General features: G+C 45.7%; 21 protein-coding genes. All 21 read left to right on the forward strand.

What is annotated here, in order from left to right:
- Positions 1–75 precede the first annotated feature (75 nt).
- The 21 genes from GNE05_RS08880 to mutS all read left to right on the forward strand — a co-directional run bounded on the left by GNE05_RS08880 (position 76) and on the right by mutS (position 25,078).
- Positions 76–531 carry a MarR family winged helix-turn-helix transcriptional regulator gene (locus GNE05_RS08880; protein ID WP_003154157.1) on the forward strand — a complete coding sequence of 152 codons (456 nt, stop codon included), beginning with the start codon at positions 76–78 and terminating at the stop codon, positions 529–531.
- On the forward strand, positions 531–3,650 hold the full coding sequence (locus tag GNE05_RS08885) for an MMPL family transporter (RefSeq protein ID WP_160182669.1): 3,120 nt from the start codon (positions 531–533) through the stop codon (positions 3,648–3,650). The genes GNE05_RS08880 and GNE05_RS08885 overlap by 1 nt, the downstream gene beginning before the upstream one ends.
- A gap of 151 nt (positions 3,651–3,801) precedes the next feature.
- A complete protein-coding gene (gene yfmF / locus GNE05_RS08890; RefSeq protein ID WP_012117578.1) occupies positions 3,802–5,082 on the forward strand; it encodes an EF-P 5-aminopentanol modification-associated protein YfmF in 1,281 nt (426 codons plus the stop codon).
- Entirely contained in the window at positions 5,079–6,365 is a 1,287-nt protein-coding gene (yfmH, locus tag GNE05_RS08895) for an EF-P 5-aminopentanol modification-associated protein YfmH (RefSeq protein WP_072177013.1), read from the forward strand. Before yfmF ends, yfmH begins: the two co-directional genes overlap by 4 nt.
- Before the next feature lie 59 nt (positions 6,366–6,424).
- Positions 6,425–7,153: an elongation factor P 5-aminopentanone reductase gene (ymfI, locus tag GNE05_RS08900; protein WP_014417800.1), complete on the forward strand. Its 729-nt coding sequence runs from the start codon at positions 6,425–6,427 to the stop codon at positions 7,151–7,153.
- A gap of 75 nt (positions 7,154–7,228) precedes the next feature.
- Positions 7,229–7,486 (forward strand): DUF3243 domain-containing protein, encoded by a 258-nt coding sequence (locus tag GNE05_RS08905; protein ID WP_003154150.1) that lies wholly within the window; start codon positions 7,229–7,231, stop codon positions 7,484–7,486.
- A 127-nt stretch (positions 7,487–7,613) separates the two neighbouring features.
- The gene (locus GNE05_RS08910; RefSeq protein WP_003154149.1) at positions 7,614–8,405 is read left to right on the forward strand and encodes a DUF3388 domain-containing protein; all 792 of its coding nucleotides are present in this window, start codon (positions 7,614–7,616) and stop codon (positions 8,403–8,405) included.
- Positions 8,406–8,423: 18 nt separating this feature from the next.
- On the forward strand, positions 8,424–9,323 hold the full coding sequence (locus GNE05_RS08915; RefSeq protein ID WP_014417801.1) for a helix-turn-helix domain-containing protein: 900 nt from the start codon (positions 8,424–8,426) through the stop codon (positions 9,321–9,323).
- 73 nt (positions 9,324–9,396) lie between these two features.
- The gene (gene pgsA, locus GNE05_RS08920; protein ID WP_007409821.1) at positions 9,397–9,978 is read left to right on the forward strand and encodes a CDP-diacylglycerol--glycerol-3-phosphate 3-phosphatidyltransferase; all 582 of its coding nucleotides are present in this window, start codon (positions 9,397–9,399) and stop codon (positions 9,976–9,978) included.
- 17 nt (positions 9,979–9,995) lie between these two features.
- Positions 9,996–11,246, forward strand: coding sequence for a competence/damage-inducible protein A (locus GNE05_RS08925; protein WP_029973453.1), 1,251 nt, complete (start codon positions 9,996–9,998; stop codon positions 11,244–11,246).
- Between the two features lie 170 nt (positions 11,247–11,416).
- A complete protein-coding gene (gene recA / locus GNE05_RS08930; protein WP_003154145.1) occupies positions 11,417–12,460 on the forward strand; it encodes a recombinase RecA in 1,044 nt (347 codons plus the stop codon).
- Positions 12,461–12,627: 167 nt separating this feature from the next.
- A complete protein-coding gene (locus GNE05_RS08935; RefSeq protein WP_160182670.1) occupies positions 12,628–13,809 on the forward strand; it encodes a serine hydrolase domain-containing protein in 1,182 nt (393 codons plus the stop codon).
- A 292-nt stretch (positions 13,810–14,101) separates the two neighbouring features.
- On the forward strand, positions 14,102–15,661 hold the full coding sequence (rny, locus tag GNE05_RS08940; protein WP_003154140.1) for a ribonuclease Y: 1,560 nt from the start codon (positions 14,102–14,104) through the stop codon (positions 15,659–15,661).
- 60 nt (positions 15,662–15,721) lie between these two features.
- Entirely contained in the window at positions 15,722–16,516 is a 795-nt protein-coding gene (locus tag GNE05_RS08945; RefSeq protein WP_003154137.1) for a TIGR00282 family metallophosphoesterase, read from the forward strand.
- Between the two features lie 199 nt (positions 16,517–16,715).
- Positions 16,716–16,976 (forward strand): stage V sporulation protein SpoVS, encoded by a 261-nt coding sequence (gene spoVS / locus GNE05_RS08950; RefSeq protein ID WP_003154135.1) that lies wholly within the window; start codon positions 16,716–16,718, stop codon positions 16,974–16,976.
- A gap of 256 nt (positions 16,977–17,232) precedes the next feature.
- Positions 17,233–18,279: an L-threonine 3-dehydrogenase gene (gene tdh / locus GNE05_RS08955; RefSeq protein WP_128496638.1), complete on the forward strand. Its 1,047-nt coding sequence runs from the start codon at positions 17,233–17,235 to the stop codon at positions 18,277–18,279.
- 12 nt (positions 18,280–18,291) lie between these two features.
- The gene (locus tag GNE05_RS08960; protein WP_029325912.1) at positions 18,292–19,470 is read left to right on the forward strand and encodes a glycine C-acetyltransferase; all 1,179 of its coding nucleotides are present in this window, start codon (positions 18,292–18,294) and stop codon (positions 19,468–19,470) included.
- 142 nt (positions 19,471–19,612) lie between these two features.
- On the forward strand, positions 19,613–21,142 hold the full coding sequence (miaB, locus tag GNE05_RS08965; RefSeq protein ID WP_007611533.1) for a tRNA (N6-isopentenyl adenosine(37)-C2)-methylthiotransferase MiaB: 1,530 nt from the start codon (positions 19,613–19,615) through the stop codon (positions 21,140–21,142).
- Positions 21,143–21,144: 2 nt separating this feature from the next.
- Positions 21,145–21,576 carry a regulatory iron-sulfur-containing complex subunit RicA gene (locus GNE05_RS08970; RefSeq protein ID WP_003154113.1) on the forward strand — a complete coding sequence of 144 codons (432 nt, stop codon included), beginning with the start codon at positions 21,145–21,147 and terminating at the stop codon, positions 21,574–21,576.
- 252 nt (positions 21,577–21,828) lie between these two features.
- Complete coding sequence (cotE, locus tag GNE05_RS08975; protein WP_003154111.1) at positions 21,829–22,374, forward strand: outer spore coat protein CotE; 546 nt, start codon at positions 21,829–21,831, stop codon at positions 22,372–22,374.
- 118 nt (positions 22,375–22,492) lie between these two features.
- Positions 22,493–25,078, forward strand: a complete 2,586-nt coding sequence (gene mutS / locus GNE05_RS08980) for a DNA mismatch repair protein MutS (protein WP_038461807.1) — start codon at positions 22,493–22,495, stop codon at positions 25,076–25,078.
- Positions 25,079–25,089: the final 11 nt, after the last annotated feature.

Raw genomic sequence — 25,089 nt, forward strand, 5'->3', positions numbered from 1 at the left:
GATTGACATGATACCGTCAAGTCGTTATTCTTTTTAATAGTTAAACATATTAACTATCGGAAGGAGGGGGAAAAGGTGCATGAAGAAAAAGTAAAGCAGCTGATTCAGCGTTATTCCGATGTATACCTGCACGTCTTAAAAAAAATTGACAGTATTATCGCTGAAAAAGTGAACAAAGAACTGACATTGGATCAATATTATATCCTCCGCTATATTATGCTCAATCCCGATTGCAAATCAATTGAACTGGCCGCGGTGTGCCACGTCAATAAAAGCGCCATTACATCTATGACGAACCGCCTGTATGAAAAAGGCTACATCAATAGAGAACGCAGCCAAAGCGACCGCCGGAGCATACTTTTAAATGTCACGGAAAAGGGGACGGAAGTATTTCACCGTGTGGAGCGGCGGATTGAGGAACTCGTCCGTTCATATATTATGTATTTTGATGAAGACGAGGCGGAGATGTTCGTGAATACATATGAAAAATTATATCGATTGATGATGACAGAGGAGGATCAGCAGACATAATGAAAAACATTATCCGAGCCCGCTGGATCATCGCCGCGGTATGGGTCGCCGCAACGGTGATATTTATGCTTACAGCGCCTGATATGGCTGAATTGACACGGGAGAAAGGGCAGATCTCCGTACCGGACGGATATTCCTCTTCTTACGCCCATGAATTGCTTGATGAAATGTCTGATTCAGATGCACCGTCTTCTTCTGCCGTCATCGTATTTCACGAAAAAGGCTTAATGACAGACAAAAAAGATCGTCTGAAAGAAGCCGTCAGCACTTTGTCTGAACATAAAAAAGCGCTTCAGATTAAAACGGTGACTTCATACTTCGGGGAGAAAAATGACGACATCAAAAAACAGCTGCTGTCAAAAGACAGACAAACGATGCTCGTTCAGCTGCAGCTTGATACATCCAAAAACGATATCATCGAAATAAAAAATAAAATTGATAAAGAGCTGAAACCGTACGGCGTATCATACGGCATTACAGGCCAATCGCTGATCGACGAAGATGTGTTAAAAAGCTCACAGGACGGCTTGAAAAAGACTGAATATATAACGGTCGCTTTTATCCTGATCGTGCTGATTCTTGTATTTCGGTCAGTGGTCGCTCCGTTCGTGCCGCTTTTATCAGTATTGATATCTTATTTAGTCAGCCAGTCGATTGTCGCATTTTTAGTCGATCAGCTGAATTTTCCGCTCTCAACTTTTACTCAGATTTTTATGGTTGCGATTATGTTCGGAATCGGCACAGACTACTGCATTCTGCTTCTCAGCCGGTTTAAAGAAGAACTGTCGCATGGCGCTGATATAAGAGAAGCGATCGTCGTGACTTACAAAACGGCCGGAAAGACGGTTTTGTACAGCGGCGGTGCGGTGCTGATCGGATTTGCCTGCATCGGATTTGCGACATTTAAGCTGTATCAGTCGGCAGCCGCCGTTGCGGTCGGTGTCGCGGTGCTGCTGCTTGCGCTCATGACGATCGTGCCGTTTTTTATGGCTGTTTTAGGAAAAAGACTGTTTTGGCCTGTTAAGGGCGATATTTCCCATCCTCAAAGCAAAGCATGGGAAACGTCAGGGCGGTTTTCATTTAAAAGGCCGCTCATCAGTCTTGCAATCGTTGCGGTATTCACCGTCCCGCCTATCCTTCTTTACAAAGGGTCGCTATCTTACAACAGTCTTGACGAAATCGGGGATAAATATGAATCCGTCCGCGCGTTTAATACGATTTCAGACGCATTCGGCCCGGGAGAACTTCTTCCGGCCACAGTCGTCATCAAAAATGATGAGACTCTAAATACCGAAAAACACCTGATTGATATTGAAAAAATCAGCAGAGAACTTGAAAAAACAGAGGGCGTAAAAACGGTCAGAAGCGCCACGCGCCCTGCTGGAAACGGATTGAATCAATTATTTGTCACAAATCAGGCAAAGCAGCTTCAAGAAGGGCTTGATAAAGGCAATACAGGACTTGAAAAAATTACGGACGGATTAGGGCATGCCGCAAAGTCGTTAGCTGATTCACAGCCGCAGATCGAAGAGTCGGGGAAAAGCGTCAATCAGCTTATTGACGGAACATTGTCTCTGAAATCCGGGCTTTCTGATATAGGAGAAAACCTGAATAAACTGCAGGCTGGCGTGAACGAGAATAAAGCCGGCGTCGCCCAGATGAGAAAGCAGATTGAAGAGCAAAAACAAATGCTGACTTCACAGCTCAGCCAAAACAGCGGTCTCGCTTCAGAAACGCAAAACGCTTTAAAATTGGTAGAAACCGTCCTGCCGATGAAAGATGAAGCCAGCAGACAGCTTGCCGATTTGAACAAGCAGCTTGCCCGGCTGCCGTTTGCAAAATTGGAAGCGTCAATACCGTCAGTCAAAACCGATCCCTCTTACCAAGAAATCAAATCGGCCTTTACGGGTGTACAGTCAGCCGTTTCCAAGGCAAACGCGGATGCAGAAGCTTTTTCTAAACAGGTCGACAGTCAAAAGGATCATCTGCAGCAAGCGGAAAAACAATTTGCCCGACTGGCAGCCGCTCAGAAGAAGATTGACACTCAAATTAACGCAATGATCAACGGTCTGACCAGTATTGAAAACGGTCTGCAGCAAGTGTCAGACGGACAGGGGGCTCTCGCAGGACAAATGCCGCGCCTTGAATCGGCAGCAGGACAGCTCGCGGAGGGCCAGAAAAAAATGAAGAGCGGTCTCGGTGATTTTTCTTCCCGGCTCAGCGATCTTTCTTCCGGCCTTAACGACAGTGTAAAAGGGCTTAAGAAAGTATCAAGCGGCATGATGGGGGCGAATGATTACCTGGGTGAGCTTCACAAGGCGTCAGACAAAGAAATGACAGGCTGGTTTGTGCCGAAAGACGCCTTGAAAAACAGTGATTTCACAAGCGTGTTTAATACGTACATGTCAGATGACAGAAAAACGACAGAATTGACTGTCGTTCTTGATAACAATCCTTACTCAAATACGGCCATTCAAGATATTCAAGCGATCAAAGCGAGCGTAAAAAGGGCCATTCCGAACACGGATCTGAAGAATGCTTCCTTCGGCGTTTCGGGAGTCTCCAGCATGAATGCCGATCTGAAGGAAGTATCGGATTCAGACTTCAAACGGACGGCAATGTTTATGCTGGCGGGAATTTTTCTGATTCTCATCGTGATGCTGTGCTCCCTCATTATGCCTGTTTATTTAGTGGCGTCGCTCGTACTGACGTATTTCGCATCCATCGGCGTAACGGAATACATCTTTACACACTTCTTCGGGTATCCGGGCGTAAACTGGGCCGTGCCGTTCTTCGGCTTTGTCATTTTGATGGCTCTTGGCGTGGATTATTCCATCTTTTTAATGGACCGCTTTAATGAGCTGAAAAAAGAAGGAACGGAACCCGCAATGATCAGCAGTATGAAAAATATGGGTTCCGTCATCATTTCTGCGGCGATTATTTTAGCGGGAACCTTTGCGGCCATGCTGCCGTCTGGCGTTCTTTCCTTATTACAGATTGCAACCGTGGTATTAACAGGCCTTCTCATGTACGCAATTGTCGTCCTTCCGTTTTTTGTACCGGTCATGGTGAAAATATTCGGAAGAGCCAACTGGTGGCCTTTCAATTTGAAAAAATAACGTTCAATGCCTCTGCCTGTTTTCGGGCAGAGGTTTTTTGTTTCCTTATAAATCCTCCAGTTGATATAATTACATCTGCGTACTCTTTTTTGCGAATGCTGAAATTTGGTCATAATACATACTATGAAAGAATGAACGAAGGAGGTTTCACATGACTTACGTAAATGAAATGAAGTCAAAGCACGGCGGGATCACCGCCCACATCGTAAAGACCGAGAAATTTAAAACCGTTTCGCTGACGTTTAAAATGCTGGCTCCTTTAACGAAAGAGCTCGTAACAAAAAGGGCGCTGTTTCCGCATGTGCTTCTGCGCGGAACAGAAAGCCGCCCGAAAACCGCTGATCTGCGGTCTTATTTTGATGAGCTGTACGGCACATCCGTTTCAGCTGATCTGACAAAAAAGGGAGAACGTCATGTCATTACGTTCAGACTTGAGATTCCTAATGAAAAGTATCTGAAGGACCGCACACCGTTATTGGAAAAAGGTCTTCAGCTTTTATCAGAGCTTGTCTTTTCGCCCGCTTTGGAAAACGGCGCCTTCCTGCCCCTTTATGTCACGCAGGAAAAACGGACGCTGAAACAGCGGATTCAAGCCGTATATGATGATAAGATGAGATATTCTAATCTGCGTCTCGTTCAGGAAATGTGCAAAAGCGAACCGTATGCCCTTCACGTCAACGGAGAGTTCGATGATGTTGAACACATTACACCGCAAGATTTGTATGAAGCCTATCAAAAAGCCATACGCGAAGATCAGCTGGACCTGTACGTCATCGGCGATGTTGATACAGATCAGGTGAAAACGGCCGTTGATACGTATTTTAAAACGGAAGAACGGGAGCTGCAGCCTTTTGAAAGAAGCGCGGCGAATGAACAGCCCGATCCGAAGGAAGTCATTGATGAAGAGGACGTCAAGCAGGGCAAGCTGAATATCGGATTCCGGACCAATACGACATATACAGATCCGGATTATCCTGCATTGCAGGTGTTTAACGGGCTGTTTGGAGGTTTCTCTCATTCAAAGCTGTTTATAAATGTCCGTGAAAAAGCGAGCCTCGCCTATTATGCAGCCTCAAGGGTGGAAAGCTTCAAAGGGCTTTTGATGGTCATGTCGGGCATTGAGGTGAAAAATTACAAGCAGGCCGTCACCATCATTGAAGAACAGTTTCAGGCTATGCAAAACGGTGACTTTTCAGAAGATGATATCGCCCAAACGAAAGCCGTTATTAAAAATCAAGTATTAGAAACCATTGATACGGCATACGGTTTAGCGGAATTTCTGTATCAGCAGGCCTCGGCCCAAGTAGAGATACCGATCGAAAGATTCCTTGACAATATCGAGAAAGTGACAAAAGAGGACATTATCAATGTCGGAAAGAACATTAAGCTGGATACGACTTATTTCTTAAAAGGGACGGGGGGAGCATCTTGACTAAACCGATAAACTTCGAACAGCTTCAGGAAACGCTGTTTCATGAAAAAATGGCAAACGGCCTTGATGTCTATGTGCTGCCGAAACAGGGCTTTAATAAAACATACGCCGTGTTTACGACAAAGTACGGTTCCATTGACAATCAATTCGTTCCTTTAAATAAGGAAGAAATGGTACACGTCCCTGACGGAATCGCGCATTTTCTGGAGCATAAACTGTTTGAAAAAGCGGACGGCGACGTGTTTCAGGACTTCAGTAAGCAGGGGGCGTCGGCAAATGCCTTTACATCATTTACACGAACCGCTTATCTGTTCTCCAGCACTTCTAATGTGGAGAAAAACCTGGAAACACTCGTGGATTTTGTTCAGGACCCGTATTTCACGGAAAAATCAGTTGAAAAAGAAAAAGGCATCATCGGCCAGGAAATCAATATGTATGATGATAATCCGGATTGGCGGCTGTTTTTCGGTCTTATCGAAAATATGTATAAAGACCACCCCGTGAAAATTGACATTGCCGGAACGGTGGAGAGCATCTCACATATTACGAAAGATCTGCTGTATGAGTGCTACGAAACGTTTTATCACCCGAGCAATATGCTGCTCTTTATCGTCGGTCCCGCAGATCCTGAAGCGGTCATCAGCCAGGTGCGGAAAAACCAGGAGAAAAAGCCTTTTACAGACCAGCCCGAAATCAAACGTGAAGAAGTTCAGGAGCAGGAAGCGGTTTTCCGCCGGGAGCAGGAGTTAAAAATGAACGTGCAAGGCTCAAAATGTCTTGTCGGCTTAAAGGCGAAAGACCCTTATAAAACGGGGCAGGAGCTGTTGAAGCACGAGCTCAGCATGAACCTCATGCTTGAATGTCTCTTCGGAAAAAGCTCACCGCATTACGGTGACTTGTACGACAAAGGCTACATTGATGAAACCTTCAGCTTTGATTACACGGCTGAATACGGATTCGGTTTTGCCTCTGTCGGAGGAGATACACCGGAGCCGGATAAGCTCGCTGACGAATTAAAACACATGCTGCTTGATGCGGAATCAGCCGTGACTGCGGAAAAACTTGATCTTGCGAGAAAAAAGAAGATCGGGTCATTCTTAAAAGCGCTCAATTCGCCTGAATATATCGCCAACCAATTTACACGCTACGCCTTTTTAGATATGAGTCTGTTTGATGTCGTAACCGTACTGGAGCAGATTACGCTAGAAGACGTAAAGCGGGTCATTAAAGAAGAAATATCAGAAGACAGGCTGACAGTCTGCAAAGTCGTGCCAAAATCATAACAAAAACATCCCTCACGCCCTGAGGGATGTTTTTCTGGGGAAAGAAGGAGTATTGATTGATGAAACAGACAGCGCTCGTAACCGGAGCAAGCGGCGGAATCGGACAAAGTATAAGTGAAGTCCTCGCAAAAAACGGATATGACGTCCTTTTGCATTATCATTCTAATAAGGAAGCCGCACACAGGCTTGCGGAAAGGCTGAGCGCATCATTCGGCGTAAAAGCCTCCGTTATTCAGGCGGATCTGTCCTCACCGGATGGCGCGGAGACACTCAGCCGTTCCGTTAAGCAGCCTGTGGACGCCCTGATACTAAACAGCGGCAAAAGTCATTTCGGCCTGATTACGGACGTTACGGATGACATGGCGCGGGAGATGGTGCAGCTGCATGTGACGAGTCCGTTTCTTTTGGCGCGTAATCTGGTGCCCGGCATGATCCGGGAAAAAAGCGGGGGCATCGTCGCGATCGGTTCCGTCTGGGGAGAAACAGGCGCATCGTGCGAGGTATTATACAGCATGGTCAAGGGAGCGCAGCATTCGTTCGTCAAAGCGCTTGCCAAAGAGCTTGCTCCGAGCGGCGTCCGCGTGAATGCAGTCTCGCCGGGTGCCGTTGATACAAATATGCTTGATCAGTTCACGTCTGATGAAAAAGAAGCGTTGGCAGAGGAAATTCCCGCGGGTCGGCTGGCAAAGCCGGAGGAAATCGCCGAAGCGGCGGCCTTTTTATTATCGGACAAGGCTTCCTATATTACGGGGCATATATTATCCGTAAACGGCGGCTGGCACTGCTGAAAAAAATGTGTGTATAGTTTGCATCTGCACGGACAAAATAATTTTGTAACAACAGATGAAATGGAGGAACCCAACATGTCAGTATTAGAAAACTGGGATAATTGGAAGAATTTCCTTGGCGACAGATTGAACTATGCGCAGGAAAAAGGGATGAGTGATGAAACGATCACTGACCTCGCTACAGAAATCGGCGGTTACCTTGCGAACGAAGTCGACTCGAAAAACCATCAGGAAAAAGTGCTTGCTGATCTTTGGAGCGTTGCTTCTGAAGATGAACAGCGCGCCATCGCAAATATGATGGTGAAGCTTGTTGAAAATAACAGCACTCATTAAGAGGGGGGATTTCTCCTCTCTTTTTTTATGTTTTCCTCTATAGAGCAACATTCTTCTTTCTAATTAGAGAAAAATGTTTTATGATAAAGGAAGGTAAAAATTTGCCACAATGGAGGGGGTATATCATTTGGCAAAGCTCGAATGGTATTTTGAATATGAAATTCAAGTGAACCGCCCCGGCCTGCTCGGGGATATTTCATCTCTTCTCGGGATGCTGTCAATTAATATTGTCACAATTAACGGTGTCGACCTTTCCAGAAGGGGAATGCTGCTCAGATGCCGGCATATAGATCAAATTAAACGATTGGAATCAATTTTAAAAACAATGGAGACCATTAAAGTAACGAAGCTGAGAGAACCGAGGCTTCGCGACCGTCTCGCAGTCCGCCACGGAAGATACATTCAGCGTGATGCCGATGACAAAAAAACCTTCCGTTTTGAAAGGGACGAGCTCGGTCTTCTGGTTGACTTTATGGCCGAGCTGTTTAAAAAAGAAGGGCACAAACTGATCGGAATCCGGGGAATGCCGAGGGTCGGAAAAACGGAGTCCATCGTTGCGTCAAGCGTTTGTGCCAGCAAAAGATGGCTTTTCGTATCATCAACGCTGCTAAAACAAACGATCCGGAGCCAGCTGGTTGCCGATGAATACAGCACGGAAAACGTGTTTATCCTCGACGGCATCGTTTCGACAAGACGGGGATCTGAGCGCCATCTTCAGCTCGTCAGTGAAATTATGCGGCTTCCGGCGACAAAGGTCGTGGAGCACCCCGATATTTTTGTTCAAAATTCGGAGTATACGCTCGATGATTTCGATTATATTATCGAACTCAGAAATGATCCTGACGAAGTCATTACATATGAACATGCAGAAGAACCGCAAATGTTTGATCAGACCGGTTTTTCAAGCTTTGATTTTTAATATTGGAAGGTGTTTGTTGTGACAGAATTAGCAATCCGGCTTAAAGAAGCCAGAGAGGAAAAAGGGATGTCATTGGATGAACTCCAGGCTGCGACGAAAATTCAGAAAAGATACTTAACCGCTCTGGAAGAAGGCAATTATGACGTCATTCCCGGCAATTTTTATGTGCGGGCGTTTATCAAGCAATACGCTGAAGCTGTCGGGCTTGATTCAGATCAGTTATTTGAAGAATATAAAAAAGACATCCCTAACACGTACCATGACGATGTGTCGGAAAAAATCTCCGGTCTCGCCATGCAAAGGGAGCTTCCTAAGTCCGCTTCAAAGGCGGCGGAATGGCTTCCGACCGTCCTTGTCGTCATCGGTGTCATTATCGTCATCGCGATCATTTATGCGATTATTCAGCTCGGAATGAGCAAATCCGGGCAGACAGACGGAGATAAAGCCGTCACCCAAAGTGAGAGCAAGTATGAGATTCCTAAGGATTCTGCGCTGAAAAACGACGGCAATACAAATGACGAAGCGCAATCTGACAGCAAAAAAGACAAAAAGGACACAAAAGCGTCAGAGCAGAAAAAGAAAGAAAAAAGCAGTGAAAAGACGGAGATCAAAGCGGCCGGAACGGAAGGCTCAGCTTCTTCATACAACGTCTCCGGGGCAGATAAGTATAAGCTTGAACTGATTGCTTCTGACAGCGCATGGATCCGCGTCCGTGATGACAGCGGCGGTTCTTTAAAAGAAGGAACGCTGCAAAAGGGCGAAACTTTTAAAAAAGACGTCACGGATCAAAAGCAGATTGAAATCCGCACGGGCTATGCCCCTAACCTGAAAATTAAAATCAACGGAGAGGTTCTGTCCTATGAACTCAATCCGCATGATGTGATGGCGCAGACCATCACAATCAAGATGAAAAAATAAAAGGGGAAAAGTCATCTGAACGATTAAGATGACTTTTTCTTCACGTCCGAGTACATATTATTGGAGGGGCTTTATGTTTAACTTACCGAATAAAATCACACTGGCAAGAATCGCTTTAATTCCTGTATTTATGATTATCATGCTTGTTCCTTTTCAGTGGGGCAGCGTTCATATAGGGGATGAATCGATTCCGGTCGCGCATCTTACGGGAGCTGTTTTATTCATTATCGCATCAACGACTGACTGGGTGGATGGCTACTACGCCAGAAAACTGAACCTCGTGACAAACTTCGGGAAATTTTTAGATCCGCTGGCTGACAAACTGCTGGTATCCGCGGCATTAATTACGCTTGTGCAGTTTGACCTTGCGCCGGCGTGGATGGTCATCATCATCATCAGCCGCGAATTTGCCGTAACGGGATTAAGACTTGTGCTGGCGGGAACGGGGGAAGTTGTAGCCGCCAATATGCTGGGGAAAATTAAAACATGGGCTCAGATCATCGCTGTTGCCGCGCTTTTGCTGCATAATCTTCCGTTTGAGCTCGTTTCTTTCCCGTTCGGCGATATCGCTTTATGGGTGGCTGTGCTCTTCACAGTCATTTCCGGCTGGGATTATTTTGCGAAGAACTGGGATGCGTTAAAAACATCTAACTAAGAAAGAAGGACTTAAAGATGGAAATAGCAAAAAAAGCAGAGATCATTGCAGTCGGCTCGGAGCTTCTGCTCGGCCAGATCGCCAATACGAACGCGCAGTTTATCAGTAAAGAGCTGGCGGAAATCGGTGTAAACGTGTTTTATCATACCGCTGTCGGTGACAATCCGGAGCGGCTTAAGCAAGTCATCCGCATTGCCGAAGAGCGCTCAGACCTGATTATTTTTTCAGGCGGCCTCGGGCCGACCAAGGACGATTTAACGAAAGAAACCATTGCAAACACACTGGGGCGCCCGCTCGTTCTGAATGACGAAGCATTCCGGTCGATCGAAGAATATTTCGTGAAAACAAAACGGACCATGTCGCCGAATAACCGCAAACAGGCGCTCGTCATTGAGGGCTCAGACGTTTTGGCGAATCATTTCGGCATGGCGCCGGGAATGCTTGCAGAGCACGGCTCAAGGCTTTATATGCTGCTTCCCGGGCCGCCGAGCGAGCTGCGTCCGATGTTTGAAAATGAAGCGAAGCCGCTGCTTCTTAAAAAGCTCGGTTCTAATGAGAAAATCGTTTCAACCGTGCTGCGGTTTTTCGGAATCGGTGAATCCCAGCTTGAAGCTGATTTAGAAGATATCATTGATGCGCAGACGAACCCGACGATTGCGCCGCTTGCTGCTGACGGAGAGGTCACGCTGCGTTTAACGGCGAAACATGCTGACGAAAAAGAAACAGAACGGCTTTTAAAAGAAACGGAAGCCGCCATTTTAGAACGTGTCGGTGAATTTTTCTACGGATATGATGATACGTCTCTGGTGAAGGAGCTTTCAAAAGCATGCAGACAAAACAAAATCACGATTTCTTCTGCCGAAAGCTTTACAGGCGGCCTGTTTTCAGAGTGGGTGACTGATTTAAGCGGTGCGTCTCAACTATTCGCAGGGGGCGTTGTCTGTTATTCCGACAGCGTGAAACAGCATGTGCTCGGCGTGAAAGCTGAGACGCTCGCAGAAAGCGGAGCGGTCAGCAAAGAGTGTGCGAAAGAGCTTGCAGCCGGTGTGAGAAAGCTGACCGGAAGCGATATCGGCATCAGCTTTACCGGGGTTGCGGGTCCCGACCCGCAGGAAGGGCATGCTCCCGGCCGCGTCTTTATCGGCATTTCGGCGGAAGGAAAAGAAGAGGTGCACGAATTTAACTTTGCCGGCTCAAGAACCGGAATCAGAAAGCGCGCCGCTAAATACGGCTGCCATCTCATTTTGAAAATGCTGGATCAAAAATAAAGTTTTAAAGAGCCGTTTTCTCTGATTTTTAAGTTTTATAAGGGAAATTATGCTCTTTTGCAGAAAAGCGAACGCGGAAAAAATCCGAATATGCGTTCGCTTTTTTCTTGGCAAATGCCAGTAAACAAGGTATAGTATATGTAGTGGCAAGATAAAGGAGGAAAAAATAAATGAGTGATCGTCAGGCAGCCTTAGATATGGCTCTTAAGCAAATAGAAAAACAATTCGGCAAAGGTTCCATCATGAAGCTCGGAGAAAAAACGGATACAAGAATTTCAACGGTGCCAAGCGGTTCCCTTGCACTTGATACCGCTCTCGGAATAGGCGGATACCCGCGCGGACGGATTATTGAAGTATACGGACCTGAAAGCTCAGGTAAAACGACTGTAGCGCTTCACGCAATCGCTGAGGTTCAGGAAAAAGGCGGACAGGCAGCATTTATTGATGCTGAGCATGCTCTTGATCCTGTTTACGCGCAAAAGCTCGGTGTCAATATCGAAGAGCTTCTGCTTTCTCAGCCGGATACGGGAGAGCAGGCGCTAGAGATTGCTGAAGCGCTGGTGCGAAGCGGAGCTGTTGATATCGTAGTCGTTGACTCTGTTGCGGCGCTTGTTCCAAAAGCTGAAATTGAAGGTGACATGGGTGATTCACACGTCGGTTTACAGGCGCGTCTCATGTCTCAGGCGCTCCGTAAGCTTTCCGGCGCCATCAATAAATCTAAAACAATCGCAATCTTTATTAACCAGATTCGTGAAAAAGTCGGCGTTATGTTCGGAAATCCGGAGACGACACCGGGGGGCCGCGCGCTGAAATTCTATTCTTCCGTGCGCCTTGAAGTGCGCCGTGCCGAGCAATTAAAGCAGGGCAACGACGTCATGGGGAATAAAACGAGAATTAAAGTCGTAAAAAACAAAGTCGCTCCTCCGTTCCGTACGGCTGAAGTGGACATTATGTACGGTGAAGGAATCTCCAAAGAAGGGGAAATCATCGATCTTGGAACTGAACTGGATATCGTCCAAAAAAGCGGTTCATGGTATTCTTATGAAGAAGAACGCCTCGGCCAGGGCCGTGAAAACGCCAAGCAGTTCTTAAAAGAAAATAAAGACATCATGCTGATGATTCAGGAGCAAATCCGTGAATATTACGGTTTGGACAATAACGGTGTAACGGACAAAGCGGAAGAAGTTCAGGAAGAGATGGAATTAGAAGAATAAAAACACGATCAAAAGAGCGGAATAAGCAATTTCCGCTCTTTTTTTTGTGTGTTTCAAAAAACACTGGCTGTTTCGGAAAATTTTATCTGGAATGTTACAACTTTTTTCACCCTTCACTCGTCTAACATCATGGCGAAAGTTGAAATTATATCTGAGGAGGAAAAAAGATGACGAGCCCCCGCCGCACAAGAATAAATAAAAAAAGAAAGAAGAAGCTGATGAAAACGGGAGGGCTGTTTCTTTTTCTGCTGCTTGTTACTGTTTTTATTATGATCTGGACCGTCACAGCGCATCATCGGGAGAAGGAATCCGTTAAAAACGCTCCCGCCGTTCAATCTGATACTTCAAAAGACCAGACTCAACAGAAAAAAGAAAAGACGCAAAAAGAGAAAACACCTAAATCAATCGATCACAATAAACAGATCAGCAATTACTTGCAACAGATCGGGTTCAGCGGCACAGCAATGATCGTAAAAGATGGAAAGGTTGTGCTGAAAAAAGGCTTTGGCTATGCGGACCGAAAACAAAAAATTAAAAACAATCCGGAGACATCATATTATATCGGTTCTTCACAAAAAGCGTTAATCGCGACGGCTGTCCTGCAGCTTGAAGAAAAAGGGCTGCTGCAGACGAGTGACCCCGTCAGTACATACTTGCCGAATTTTCCTAACGGCACGCGCATTACACTGAAAAACCTGCTCAATCATACGTCCGGCATAAACGGGCATATTGAGGGTCAGGGACCGATTTCTCCAATTGATTTAATCAAGGATATAGAATACCGCGGAATTAAACGGCAGCCCGGGGTTTGGGATTACAGGGATTCCAACTATTCAGTGCTTGCTTATATCGTATCTCAGGTCAGCGGGGAGTCTTATGAACAATATATAAAAGAACACGTGTTCAAACCGGCCGGAATGAAGCATGCCGGATTTTACAAAACATTTGCCAAAGCCAAATATCCTGCCGTCGGCTACAAAGTCGATGAGAGCGGCAGTCTTGTAACGCCGCACCTTTTGGACTTATCGCAGCTGTACGGGGCGGGCGACATGTATATGAGCGCTGAAGATCTCTATAAATTTGACAAAGCGATCGTAAACGGCATGCTCCTTTCAAAAGAAAGCTTCACAAAAATGTTTACAGCAGGAAGCAGTGCCGCTTACGGCATGGGGTTTTACATTGATCCGGGAAGCTATTCCAATCACGGTGTTATGCCCGGTTACAACATTTTGAACAGCTTCAGCCATTCGGCAAGCAAATATGTCATTTTACTGTCAAATATTCAGAATAACGCCAAATTAGGACAGGTAAACAATAGAATTTACCAATTGCTTAACCAGGCGGACTGACAGAGCCGTCATTCACGAAAAGCGGATCTAGGTATGGTATGATATATACATGGCGAAGATTCCGAGCTGAAGGCGAATCGTTAAGCTGGCAAGCTTGACAAGTATTTCCGACACAATTACAATGAAGTTGTAACATTTGTTTTTTTAACATGATTGTTAAACCATTTAAACTTGACAAGGGCATGAGAGACTCATTCCCTGTGAAGGTTCTGTATGTTGAGAAAATCAGACAATGTACATGCCGGCACTTATTTAAGCAAAAACCAAGTTCATAGCAAGAGGAGGTGAAAGTATGACCCCAATGACGGTTCTCATCTCCATTTTGCTGACTCTGCTCGGTTTAGTTGTTGGCTACTATGTTCGTAAAACCATTGCCGAAGCAAAGATTGCGGGCGCACGCGGTGCTGCCGAGCAAATCCTTGAAGATGCAAAGCGTGATGCTGAAGCACTGAAAAAAGAAGCTCTGCTTGAAGCAAAGGACGAAATCCATACACTTCGAATAGATGCTGAACAGGAAGTTCGTGAAAGACGAAATGAGCTTCAAAAACAAGAAAACCGTTTACTTCAAAAAGAAGAAAATCTTGACCGTAAACATGAAGGAATTGATAAACGGGAAGCGATGTTGGAGAAGAAAGATCATTCTCTGAATGAACGACAACAACATATTGAAGAGATGGAAAGCAAAGTGGATGAGATGATTCGTATGCAGCAGTCAGAACTCGAACGCATTTCGAGCCTGACACGGGATGAAGCGAAACAAATCATTCTTGACCGGGTTGAAAATGAGCTTTCACATGACATCGCCATCATGACAAAAGAAACCGAAAACCGTGCGAAAGAAGAGGCAGATAAAAAGGCGAAAAACATTCTGTCGCTTGCTTTGCAGCGCTGTGCAGCAGATCATGTTGCCGAAACGACGGTATCGGTCGTCAATCTTCCGAATGATGAGATGAAAGGACGTATCATCGGCCGTGAAGGGCGTAACATTCGTACGCTTGAAACGCTTACAGGTATTGACCTGATTATTGATGACACACCTGAAGCAGTCATTCTTTCCGGATTTGATCCGATCAGACGGGAGACGGCAAGAATCGCTCTTGATAAACTCGTTCAGGATGGCCGTATTCACCCGGCGCGCATTGAAGAAATGGTTGAAAAATCCCGCCGTGAGGTTGATGACTATATCCGGGAAATGGGTGAGCAGACGACGTTTGAAGTCGGCGTTCACGGACTCCATCCGGATCTGATCAAGATCCTCGGCCGGTTGAAATTCCGTACAAGCTACGGGCAGAACGTACTGAAACATTCTATGGAAGTTGCGTTTTTAGCCGGTTTAATGGCTTCCGAGCTTGGAGAAGATGCAAAGCTTGCCAAGCGGGCCGGTCTTCTGCATGATATCGGAAAAGCAATTGACCATGAAGTGGAAGGAAGCCACGTGGAAATCGGAGTGGAGCTTGCGACCAAATATAAAGAGCATCCAGTCGTCATTAACAGTATTGCGTCACACCACGGAGACGAAGAGCCGACTTCCATTATCGCCGTTCTGGTCGCTGCCGCTGATGCACTGTCAGCCGCAAGACCGGGCGCGAGAAGTGAAACGCTCGAAAACTATATCCGCAGACTTGAAAAGCTTGAAGAAATCTCCGAGTCTTACGAAGGTGTTGAAAAATCATTTGCGATTCAGGCCGGCCGTGAAGTTCGCATCATGGTGAAGCCGGACTCCATTAATGATTTAGAAGCCCATCGTTTGGCACGTGATATCCGTAAACGAATTGAGGACGAGCTTGATTATCCGGGCCACATTAAAGTGACCGTAATCAGAGAAACTCGAGCCGTAGAGTATGCAAAATAAAGTGATGCTTAGCGCATCACTTTATTTTTTTGAGTCCCTGAAAAGGAAGGAATGGAATGTATGAGAATTTTATTTATCGGAGATGTTGTCGGTTCCCCGGGCCGCGACATGGTAAAAGAATATGTCCCGAAACTGAAAGCGAAACATAAACCGCATTTTACAATTATTAACGGAGAAAATGCAGCACACGGAAAAGGACTGACAGAAAAGATCTACCACAGCCTGATGGAAGCGGGAGCCGATGCCATTACAATGGGAAACCATACGTGGGATAAAAGAGAGATCTTCGACTTTATTGATGATGTGCCGCATCTTGTCCGCCCGGCGAACTTCCCGGAAGGTACACCGGGCAAAGGCATTACCTATATTAAATCGAACGGAAAAGAGCTTGCCGTCATTAATTTACAGGGGCGGACGTTTCTTCCGCCGCTTGATGATCCGTTTGCTAAAGCGGATGAATTAATAGAAGAAGCGAAAAAGCGCACGCCGTACATTTTTATTGATTTTCACGCCGAAGCGACAAGCGAAAAAATTGCGATCGGCTGGTACACAGACGGAAGAGCCTCTGCCGTGGTAGGCACCCATACACACGTGCAAACGGCAGATAACCGCATTTTACCGAAAGGAACGGCATATATTACTGATGTAGGCATGACGGGTCCGTACGACGGAATTCTCGGTATGGACAGAGAAACGGTCATCAAGCGGTTTAAAACCAATCTTCCCGTCCGGTTTACGGTGGCGGAAGGTAAAACTACGCTGAGCGGAGTGCTCATTGACATCGACGATCAAACGAAAAAGGCCGTAAATATCGAACGGATATTAATCAATGATGACCATATGTTCTTTGAATAGGTGATCATGTGTTTATTTTATAAAAATATTAAAAGGAAAAGCAGGAATATAGCAACTTCTTAGTGAATATAGTAGAAATGGAAGGTAGCCCGCTATTTTTGAAAAGCATTGTGGGGATGGCTTTTTGGATAGCAACATCTAATAATGATTGTTCTAATGAACACTCACTTATCCATTGTAAAACTAAGGGGGAGCAGAAATGGAAATCTTAAAAGTTTCAGCAAAATCAAGTCCAAATTCAGTAGCAGGCGCGCTTGCCGGTGTATTGAGGGAACGCGGAGCCGCCGAAATTCAAGCAATTGGGGCGGGTGCCTTAAACCAGGCTGTTAAAGCGGTTGCGATTGCCAGAGGCTTTGTCGCGCCAAGCGGCGTAGATTTGATTTGTATTCCGGCTTTTACAGATATACAGATTGACGGAGAAGAAAGAACGGCGATTAAGTTAATCGTCGAACCCCGTTAAAAACAAAAACATGACATTCTCAACCTGCTTGCGTAAGGCGAGCGGGTTGTTTTTATTGTTGTCATATTTTCTCACAATATTATATTGATAGTACGAAGAGATGATAAATGGCTTTATTCATATAATATTCAAAAAAATCCCGCCCATTTTTCCGGACGGAAGCAGTTGTTTTCTTGGAGTGGACACTGGTATTTACCTCCTTTTTATATCATGTTACAATCCAGTTATTACAGTGTTTTTTCGAGGAGGAGTGTACATGTTGGGAGGAAAGATGAAAGCTATCGTCAAAAATGAAAACGCTTTCGGAGCAACTCTGAAAGAAATTCCCATACCTTCCATTAATGAGAATGAAGTTCTCATTAAAGTACAGGCCGCATCTATATGCGGTACAGATGTGCATATTTATAGTTGGGATCAATGGGCGCAAAAACGAATCAAAACACCTCAAGTATTCGGACATGAATTCAGCGGTATCGTAGCGGAAACGGGCAAGCACGTCACAAATGTCAAAATAGGTGACTATGTTTCGGCTGAAACCCACTTCGTCTGCGGTACTTGTGTCCCTTGTTTAACAGGAAAACATCATGTGTGCACCCATACAAAGATCCTCGGCGTAGATACAGCCGGTTCCTTCGCTGAATATGTCAAAGTGCCGGCTCGAAATGTTTGGAAAAATCCCGCTGATATGGACCCCGCCGTCGCTTCTGTTCAAGAGCCGCTTGGCAACGCGGTGCATACGGTGCTGGAAAGCAGCCAGCTTGCGGGCGGTTCCGCTGCAATTATCGGCTGCGGACCGATCGGACTGATGGCGGTGGCGGTGGCTAAAGCGGCCGGTGCGTCCCATATTGCGGCCATTGATAAAAATGATTACAGGCTGGCTCTTGCGAAGAAATTGGGAGCCACGATCACCATTCCAGCTGACGAGGAAGATCCGCTTGAGGTGATCGACACCTTAACAGGCGGAGAAGGAATCGACCTTGTCTGTGAAATGTCCGGCCACCCGACAGCCATAACACAAGGATTAAAGATGGCGGCCAACGGGGGAAGGTTCCACATGCTGAGTCTGCCGGAACGTCCGGTGACGGTTGACCTGACAAATGACGTGGTGTTTAAAGGACTTACCGTCCAAGGCATCACAGGCAGAAAAATGTTTGAAACATGGCGGAAGGTATCGCACCTGCTTGAATCCGGCCTTGTTGATCTGACGCCGGTGATCACGCATCAGTTTCCGCTTGAAGACTTTGAAAAAGGGTTTGACCTGATGAGAAAGGGCCAGTGCGGCAAAGTCATTTTGATTCCATAAGGGGAGGGTTCTATAATGAAAGAATTTGAATTTCTAAAAGCCGAGCTTGATAAAATGAAAGAAAATAAAACGTGGCAGCAAATGAAACAAATTGAAACGAAGCAGGGTCCGTCGGTGGAAGTCAAAGGGGAAAACGTGATACAGCTTTCATCGAACAATTATCTCGGTTTGACGTCGCATCCAAGGCTTGTCGAAGCGGCCAAACGCGCCGCGGAAGAATTCGGAGCGGGTACGGGGTCCGTCCGGACAATCGCCGGAACATTCACAATGCACAATGAGCTGGAGAAAAAATTGGCAAACTTTAAAAAAACAGAAGCGGCACTTGTTTTTCAATCGGGGTTCACAACGAATCAGGGCGTCCTATCAAGCATTCTTACAAAAGAGGATATCGTGATCTCTGACGAACTGAACCATGCTTCCATCATTGACGGGATCAGGCTCACAAAAGCAGATAAAAAGGTGTACCGCCATGTTGATATGGACGATTTGGAAAGGGTGCTGAAAAAATCGATGAATTACCGCATGCGCCTGATCGTCACCGACGGCGTATTCTCAATGGACGGCAACATCGCTCCTTTGCCTGACATCGTCAAACTTGCAGAGGCGTACGATGCCTTTGTGATGGTCGACGACGCGCATGCTTCCGGCGTACTCGGAAAAAACGGAAGGGGAACGGTTAATCACTTCGGGCTTGACGGAAGAGTCCACATACAGGTGGGCACATTAAGCAAAGCCATCGGAGTGCTTGGCGGTTACGCCGCAGGATCGCAGGTTCTGATCGATTACCTGCGCCATAAAGGGCGCCCTTTCTTATTCAGCACTTCTCATCCGCCTGCGGTAACGGCCGCATGCATAGAGGCCATTGACGTCCTGCTGGAAGAGCCTGAGCATATGGAAAAGCTATGGGAGAACACGGCGTATTTCAAAGACAAACTGGTTCAAATGGGGCTGACCCTCACAAAAAGCGAAACACCGATCGTGCCGATATTAATAGGGGAGGAAGAAAAAGCCCAGGCATTATCAGACCTTTTATTGACCCGCGGCGTGTTTGCACAAAGCATCGTGTATCCGACGGTCGCCCAAGGAAAAGCGAGAATCCGCACCATTATTACGGCGGAGCATACAAAAGAGGAGCTTGACCGGGCACTGGAAGTAATCCGTTCAGCCGCAAAAGAGCTTCAGCTTGTGTAAGGGGGAAATGATTCCCTCTTTTTTATTTCTTATTGATTCTTATTCTCAATAAGGTGTACAATAATAGGCTGGCGGTTGTGCCAAACGCTTTTAACCAGTATACTTGAGGGTGGAAGTTTCGGTTGAAAGGAGACATTCGAACATGAATGAAAAGCAAAAGCAGGAAAGCGGACAAGTGAATCCGGCGGACAAAAAATCCGAAAAGGATTACAGCAAGTATTTTGAAGCCGTTTATATTCCGCCTTCTTTAAAAGATGCGAAAAAACGGGGCAAAGAATCCGTTCAATATCATAACGATTTTAAAATCTCAGAAGAATTTAAAGGCCTCGGTGAAGGCAGGAAATTTTATATCCGCACGTACGGATGCCAAATGAACGAGCATGATACGGAAGTCATGGCGGGTATTTTTATGGCGCTCGGTTATGAAGCGACAAATTCGGTTGATGACGCGAACGTCATTTTATTAAACACTTGCGCTATCCGGGAAAACGCTGAAAACAAAGTGTTCGGCGAGCTCGGCCATTTAAAGGCGCTCAAAAAAAATAACCCGGACTTGATTCTCGGTGTCTGCGGCTGCATGTCACAGGAAGAATCAGTCGTAAACCGCATCCTTAAGAAGCACCCGTTTGTCGATATGATTTTCGGCACGCACAACATTCACCGTCTGCCGGAACTTTTATCAGAGGCATATTTATCAAAAGAGATGGTCATTGAAGTGTGGTCGAAGGAAGGGGATGTCATTGAGAACCTTCCGAAAGTCCGCAACGGAAAAATTAAAGGCTGGGTCAACATTATGTACGGCTGTGACAAATTCTGCACATACTGCATCGTACCGTATACCCGCGGAAAAGAACGAAGCCGCCGTCCTGAGGAAATTATCCAGGAAGTCAGAAGACTTGCAAGCGAAGGCTATAAAGAAATCACGCTGCTCGGTCAAAACGTGAATGCGTACGGAAAAGATTTTGAGGATATCACGTACGGTCTCGGTGATTTAATGGACGAACTGCGTAAAATTGATATTCCGAGAATCCGATTCACGACGAGTCATCCGCGTGACTTTGATGATCATCTGATCGAAGTGCTCGCCAAAGGCGGCAACCTTCTTGACCATATCCATCTTCCGGTTCAATCAGGAAGCTCAGCGATGTTAAAAATGATGGCGCGCAAATATGACAGAGAACGCTATCTGGAGCTTGTCGGAAAAATTAAAGCGGCGATGCCGAACGCTTCACTGACGACCGATATTATTGTCGGTTTCCCGAATGAAACCGATGAACAATTTGAAGAAACGCTTTCGTTATATCGAGAAGTGGAATTTGACAGCGCATATACGTTTATTTACTCTCCTCGTGAAGGCACGCCGGCAGCGAAGATGAAAGACAATGTTCCGATGAGGGTCAAGAAAGAACGTCTTCAGCGCCTCAATGATTTGGTGAAAGAAATTTCAGCCAAAAAAATGAAGGAATATGAAGGCAGGACCGTCGAAGTATTAGTTGAGGGAGAAAGCAAAAATAACCCTGACATTCTTGCCGGCTATACGGAAAAAAGCAAGCTCGTCAACTTCAAAGGGCCGAAAGACGCCATCGGCAAGATTGTACGCGTCAAAATCGAACAGGCGAAAACATGGTCGCTTGACGGTGTGATGGCAGGAGAAGCAATCGAGGTGAAATAATAATGACGCTTTACTCTAAGAAAGACATTGTACAGCAGGCTAGGAACCTTGCGAAAATGATTTCTGAAACAGAAGAAGTTGATTTTTTCAAACGCGCTGAGGCGCAGATTAACGAAAATGAAAAAGTCTCTGCGATTATTAATCAGATTAAAACCCTGCAAAAGCAAGCCGTTAACCTGAAGCACTACGAAAAGCTTGAAGCGCTGAAACAAGTGGAAAGTAAAATTGACGCCCTGCAGGAAGAGCTTGAAGGGATTCCGATCATTCAGGAATTCAGAGATTCCCAGATTGAGGTCAATGACCTTCTTCAGCTTGTCGCACATACGATCTCAAATCAGGTGACAAACGAAATCATTACATCTACCGGAGGCAACCTGCTGACGGGAGAAACCGGTTCAAAAGTAAAACATTCGAATAACAGCTGTTCTATTTAAACACGGGGCCTTCATCGGCCCGTGTTTTTTTGCTGTTTGAGAACTAATTGTAATATGCACTAAATTTTCATTGACTCACCGTTTTGTCCCATTTTACTGGAAAGTTTTATCATACTTAAAAGTAAAGTTTCTGGGCAGGGCTGCATACAATGAAACAGAAACTTTGTATTTTTATATTTTTATTATAAAAATGCACATGAGACAAATGCCCAGCATAAGATAACACGAAGAAGAACAAGGAGGCCTGCCGGAATGTCTGAATACAGGGAAATTATTACGAAAGCGGTAGTTGCGAAAGGAAGAAAATTCACCCAATGCACCAACACGATCTCACCTGGAGAAAAACCGTCAAGTATATTGGGCGGCTGGATTATCAACCACAAGTACGATGCCGAAAAGATCGGGAAGACTGTAGAAATTGAAGGGTATTATGATATAAACGTCTGGTACTCTTACGCCGATAATACAAAAACGGAAGTTGTAACCGAGAGAGTAAAGTATGTCGATGTGATTAAACTCAGATACAGAGACACAAATTACTTAGATGACGAACACGAAGTCATTGCCAAAGTGCTGCAGCAGCCGAATTGTCTTGAAGTCACCATTTCTCCTAACGGAAATAAAATCGTGGTTCAGGCAGAGAGAGAATTTTTAGCAGAAGTGGTCGGTGAAACGAAAGTCGTCGTCGAAGTCAATCCTGACTGGGAAGAAGACGATGATGATGATTGGGAAGACGATCTTGATGAAGAATTAGAGGACATTAACCCTGAATTTTTAGTCGGAGATCCTGAAGAATAAGTTGAGGCTAGGGGAGTTTAACACCCCAAGTCTCTTTTTTATATATAAAGATATCACTCTTTTGTTTATGTTATAATGGGATTCGGATAAGAGAAGATACATAGTGAGGGATTAAATGATGGCTAGTTACACGCCTATGATACAGCAATACTTGAAGATAAAGGCAGAGCACCAAGATGCCTTTTTATTTTTTCGGCTTGGTGACTTTTATGAAATGTTTTTTGAAGATGCAAAAAAAGCTTCACAAGAGCTTGAAATTACACTGACAAGCAGAGACGGAGGTTCGGCTGATAAAATTCCGATGTGCGGCGTGCCGTATCATTCCGCGGCGGCTTATATTGAACAGCTGATTAAAAAGGGCTATAAAGTGGCGATCTGTGAACAGACGGAAGATCCGAAGGCGGCTAAAGGCGTTGTGAAAAGAGAAGTCGTCCAGCTGATCACACCGGGAACCGTGATGGATGGAAAAGGCATCCATGAATCGGAAAACAACTTTATCGCTTCCGTTTCCGAATTTCGTAACGGATACGGTCTCGCTTTATCGGACTTAACGACCGGAGAAAACCTGGCCGTATTTATTGAGCGGATTGAAGATGTCATGTCAGAAATTTACTCAGTCGGCGCAAAGGAAATTGTCGTATCAAGCAAGTTTAACGAACATACAGCTGCTCAGCTGAAAGAACGGTGCGGCGCCACGATTTCCATCGAAGACGGGGAAATAACAGAACGCATTGAAATCGCAAAGCACTTGCCGGGCGAAGAGCTGACAGAGACGTTTATGCGTTTATATACGTATTTGCAGAAAACGCAAAAACGGAGCCTGGATCATCTGCAGCCGGTTCAAGTATATGAATTGGAAGAAGCGATGAAAATTGACCTGTATTCAAAACGGAATCTTGAGCTGACGGAAACGATCCGTTCGAAAAGCAAAAAAGGGTCATTGCTTTGGCTTTTAGACGAGACGAAAACAGCAATGGGCGGCCGGCTTCTCAAACAATGGATTGACCGCCCGCTGATCAGGGCATCCCAAATCGAAGAACGCCAGGAAATGGTCGAGACGCTGATCAATCATCTGTTTGAGCGTGAAGATCTGCGAGAGCGCCTGAAGGAAGTATACGATTTAGAACGTCTGGCGGGCCGGGTCGCATTCGGAAACGTCAACGCAAGGGATTTAATCCAGCTGAAAGAATCTTTAAAACAAGTGCCGAGCATCAAAGAGCTTGTAGGGTCTCTTAACCATAAAAAAGCAAAAGAACGCGCCGGCTTGATTGATCCGTGCGGAGATTTGCTTGACCTGTTAGAAGAAGCCCTTCATGAAAACCCGCCGTTATCGTTAAAAGAAGGCAATTTAATTAAAGACGGCTATCATCAGAAGCTCGATGAGTACCGTGACGCCAGCAAAAACGGTAAAGACTGGATTGCCAGACTGGAGCAGCAGGAACGCGCTTATACGGGCATCCGTTCATTAAAGGTCGGTTTCAATAAAGTGTTCGGCTATTATATTGAAGTCACAAAAGCAAACCTTCATCTGCTTGAAGACGGACGGTATGAGCGGAAGCAGACCCTCACAAACGCCGAACGGTACATTACGCCGGAATTGAAGGAAAAAGAAGCGCTTATTTTAGAAGCGGAAAACAACATCTGCGAGCTGGAATATGAGCTTTTTGCCGGACTGCGTGAAAAGGTGAAACAATTTATTCCGCGCTTGCAGCGTCTTGCCAAACAAATGAGTGAGCTGGACGCACTGCAATGCTTTGCTACGATCAGTGAAAACAGGCATTACACAAAGCCCGTCTTTTCTGATAATGAAGTAAAAGTCATTGAAGGGAGACACCCCGTCGTTGAAAAGGTGATGGACAGTCAAGAATACGTCCCGAACAACTGCCTGATGGGCGATTCGCGGGAAATGCTCCTGATTACGGGTCCGAATATGTCAGGTAAAAGCACGTACATGAGACAGATCGCACTTCTATCGATCATGGCCCAGATCGGCTGTTTTGTGCCCGCAAAAGAAGCGGTTCTGCCGATTTTTGATCAAATCTTCACGAGAATCGGGGCAGCGGATGATTTGATTTCCGGACAAAGCACCTTTATGGTGGAAATGCTGGAAGCGAAAAACGCGATTGTGAACGCCACAAAAGACAGCCTGATCCTGTTTGATGAAATCGGCCGCGGGACATCAACGTACGACGGAATGGCGCTGGCACAGGCGATTATTGAATATGTTCACGATCATATCGGCGCTAAAACACTGTTCAGCACGCATTATCATGAGCTGACGGTGCTTGAAGATAAGCTTCCTCAGCTGAAAAACGTTCATGTGCGCGCAGAGGAATATAACGGAACGGTCGTGTTTCTCCATCAAATCAAAGAAGGAGCCGCAGATAAAAGTTACGGCATTCATGTCGCCCAGCTTGCCGAGCTCCCGGACGATCTGATCAGCCGCGCGCAGGAGATTTTGAAACAGCTTGAGCAGACGGGAGATAAACCGGAGCTTCCGGCGGTATCTGAGAAAAAGTCCGCCGTCAGAGAAGAACCGGCACAGCTGTCCTTTTTTGCTGACGGTGAAAAAGAACAGAAGGCACCGGCTGTTTCTAATAAAGAAAAACAAGTGCTTGAAGCCTTTAAGTCAATCAATATTCTCGATATGACGCCGCTTGAAGCGATGAACGAAATGTACAAGCTGCAAAAAAAATTAAAATAGAAAGAGGTGAC

Origin of the sequence: Bacillus sp. AM1(2019), assembly GCF_009906915.1 — a bacterium.
Taxonomy (GTDB): Bacteria; Bacillota; Bacilli; order Bacillales; family Bacillaceae; genus Bacillus; species Bacillus velezensis.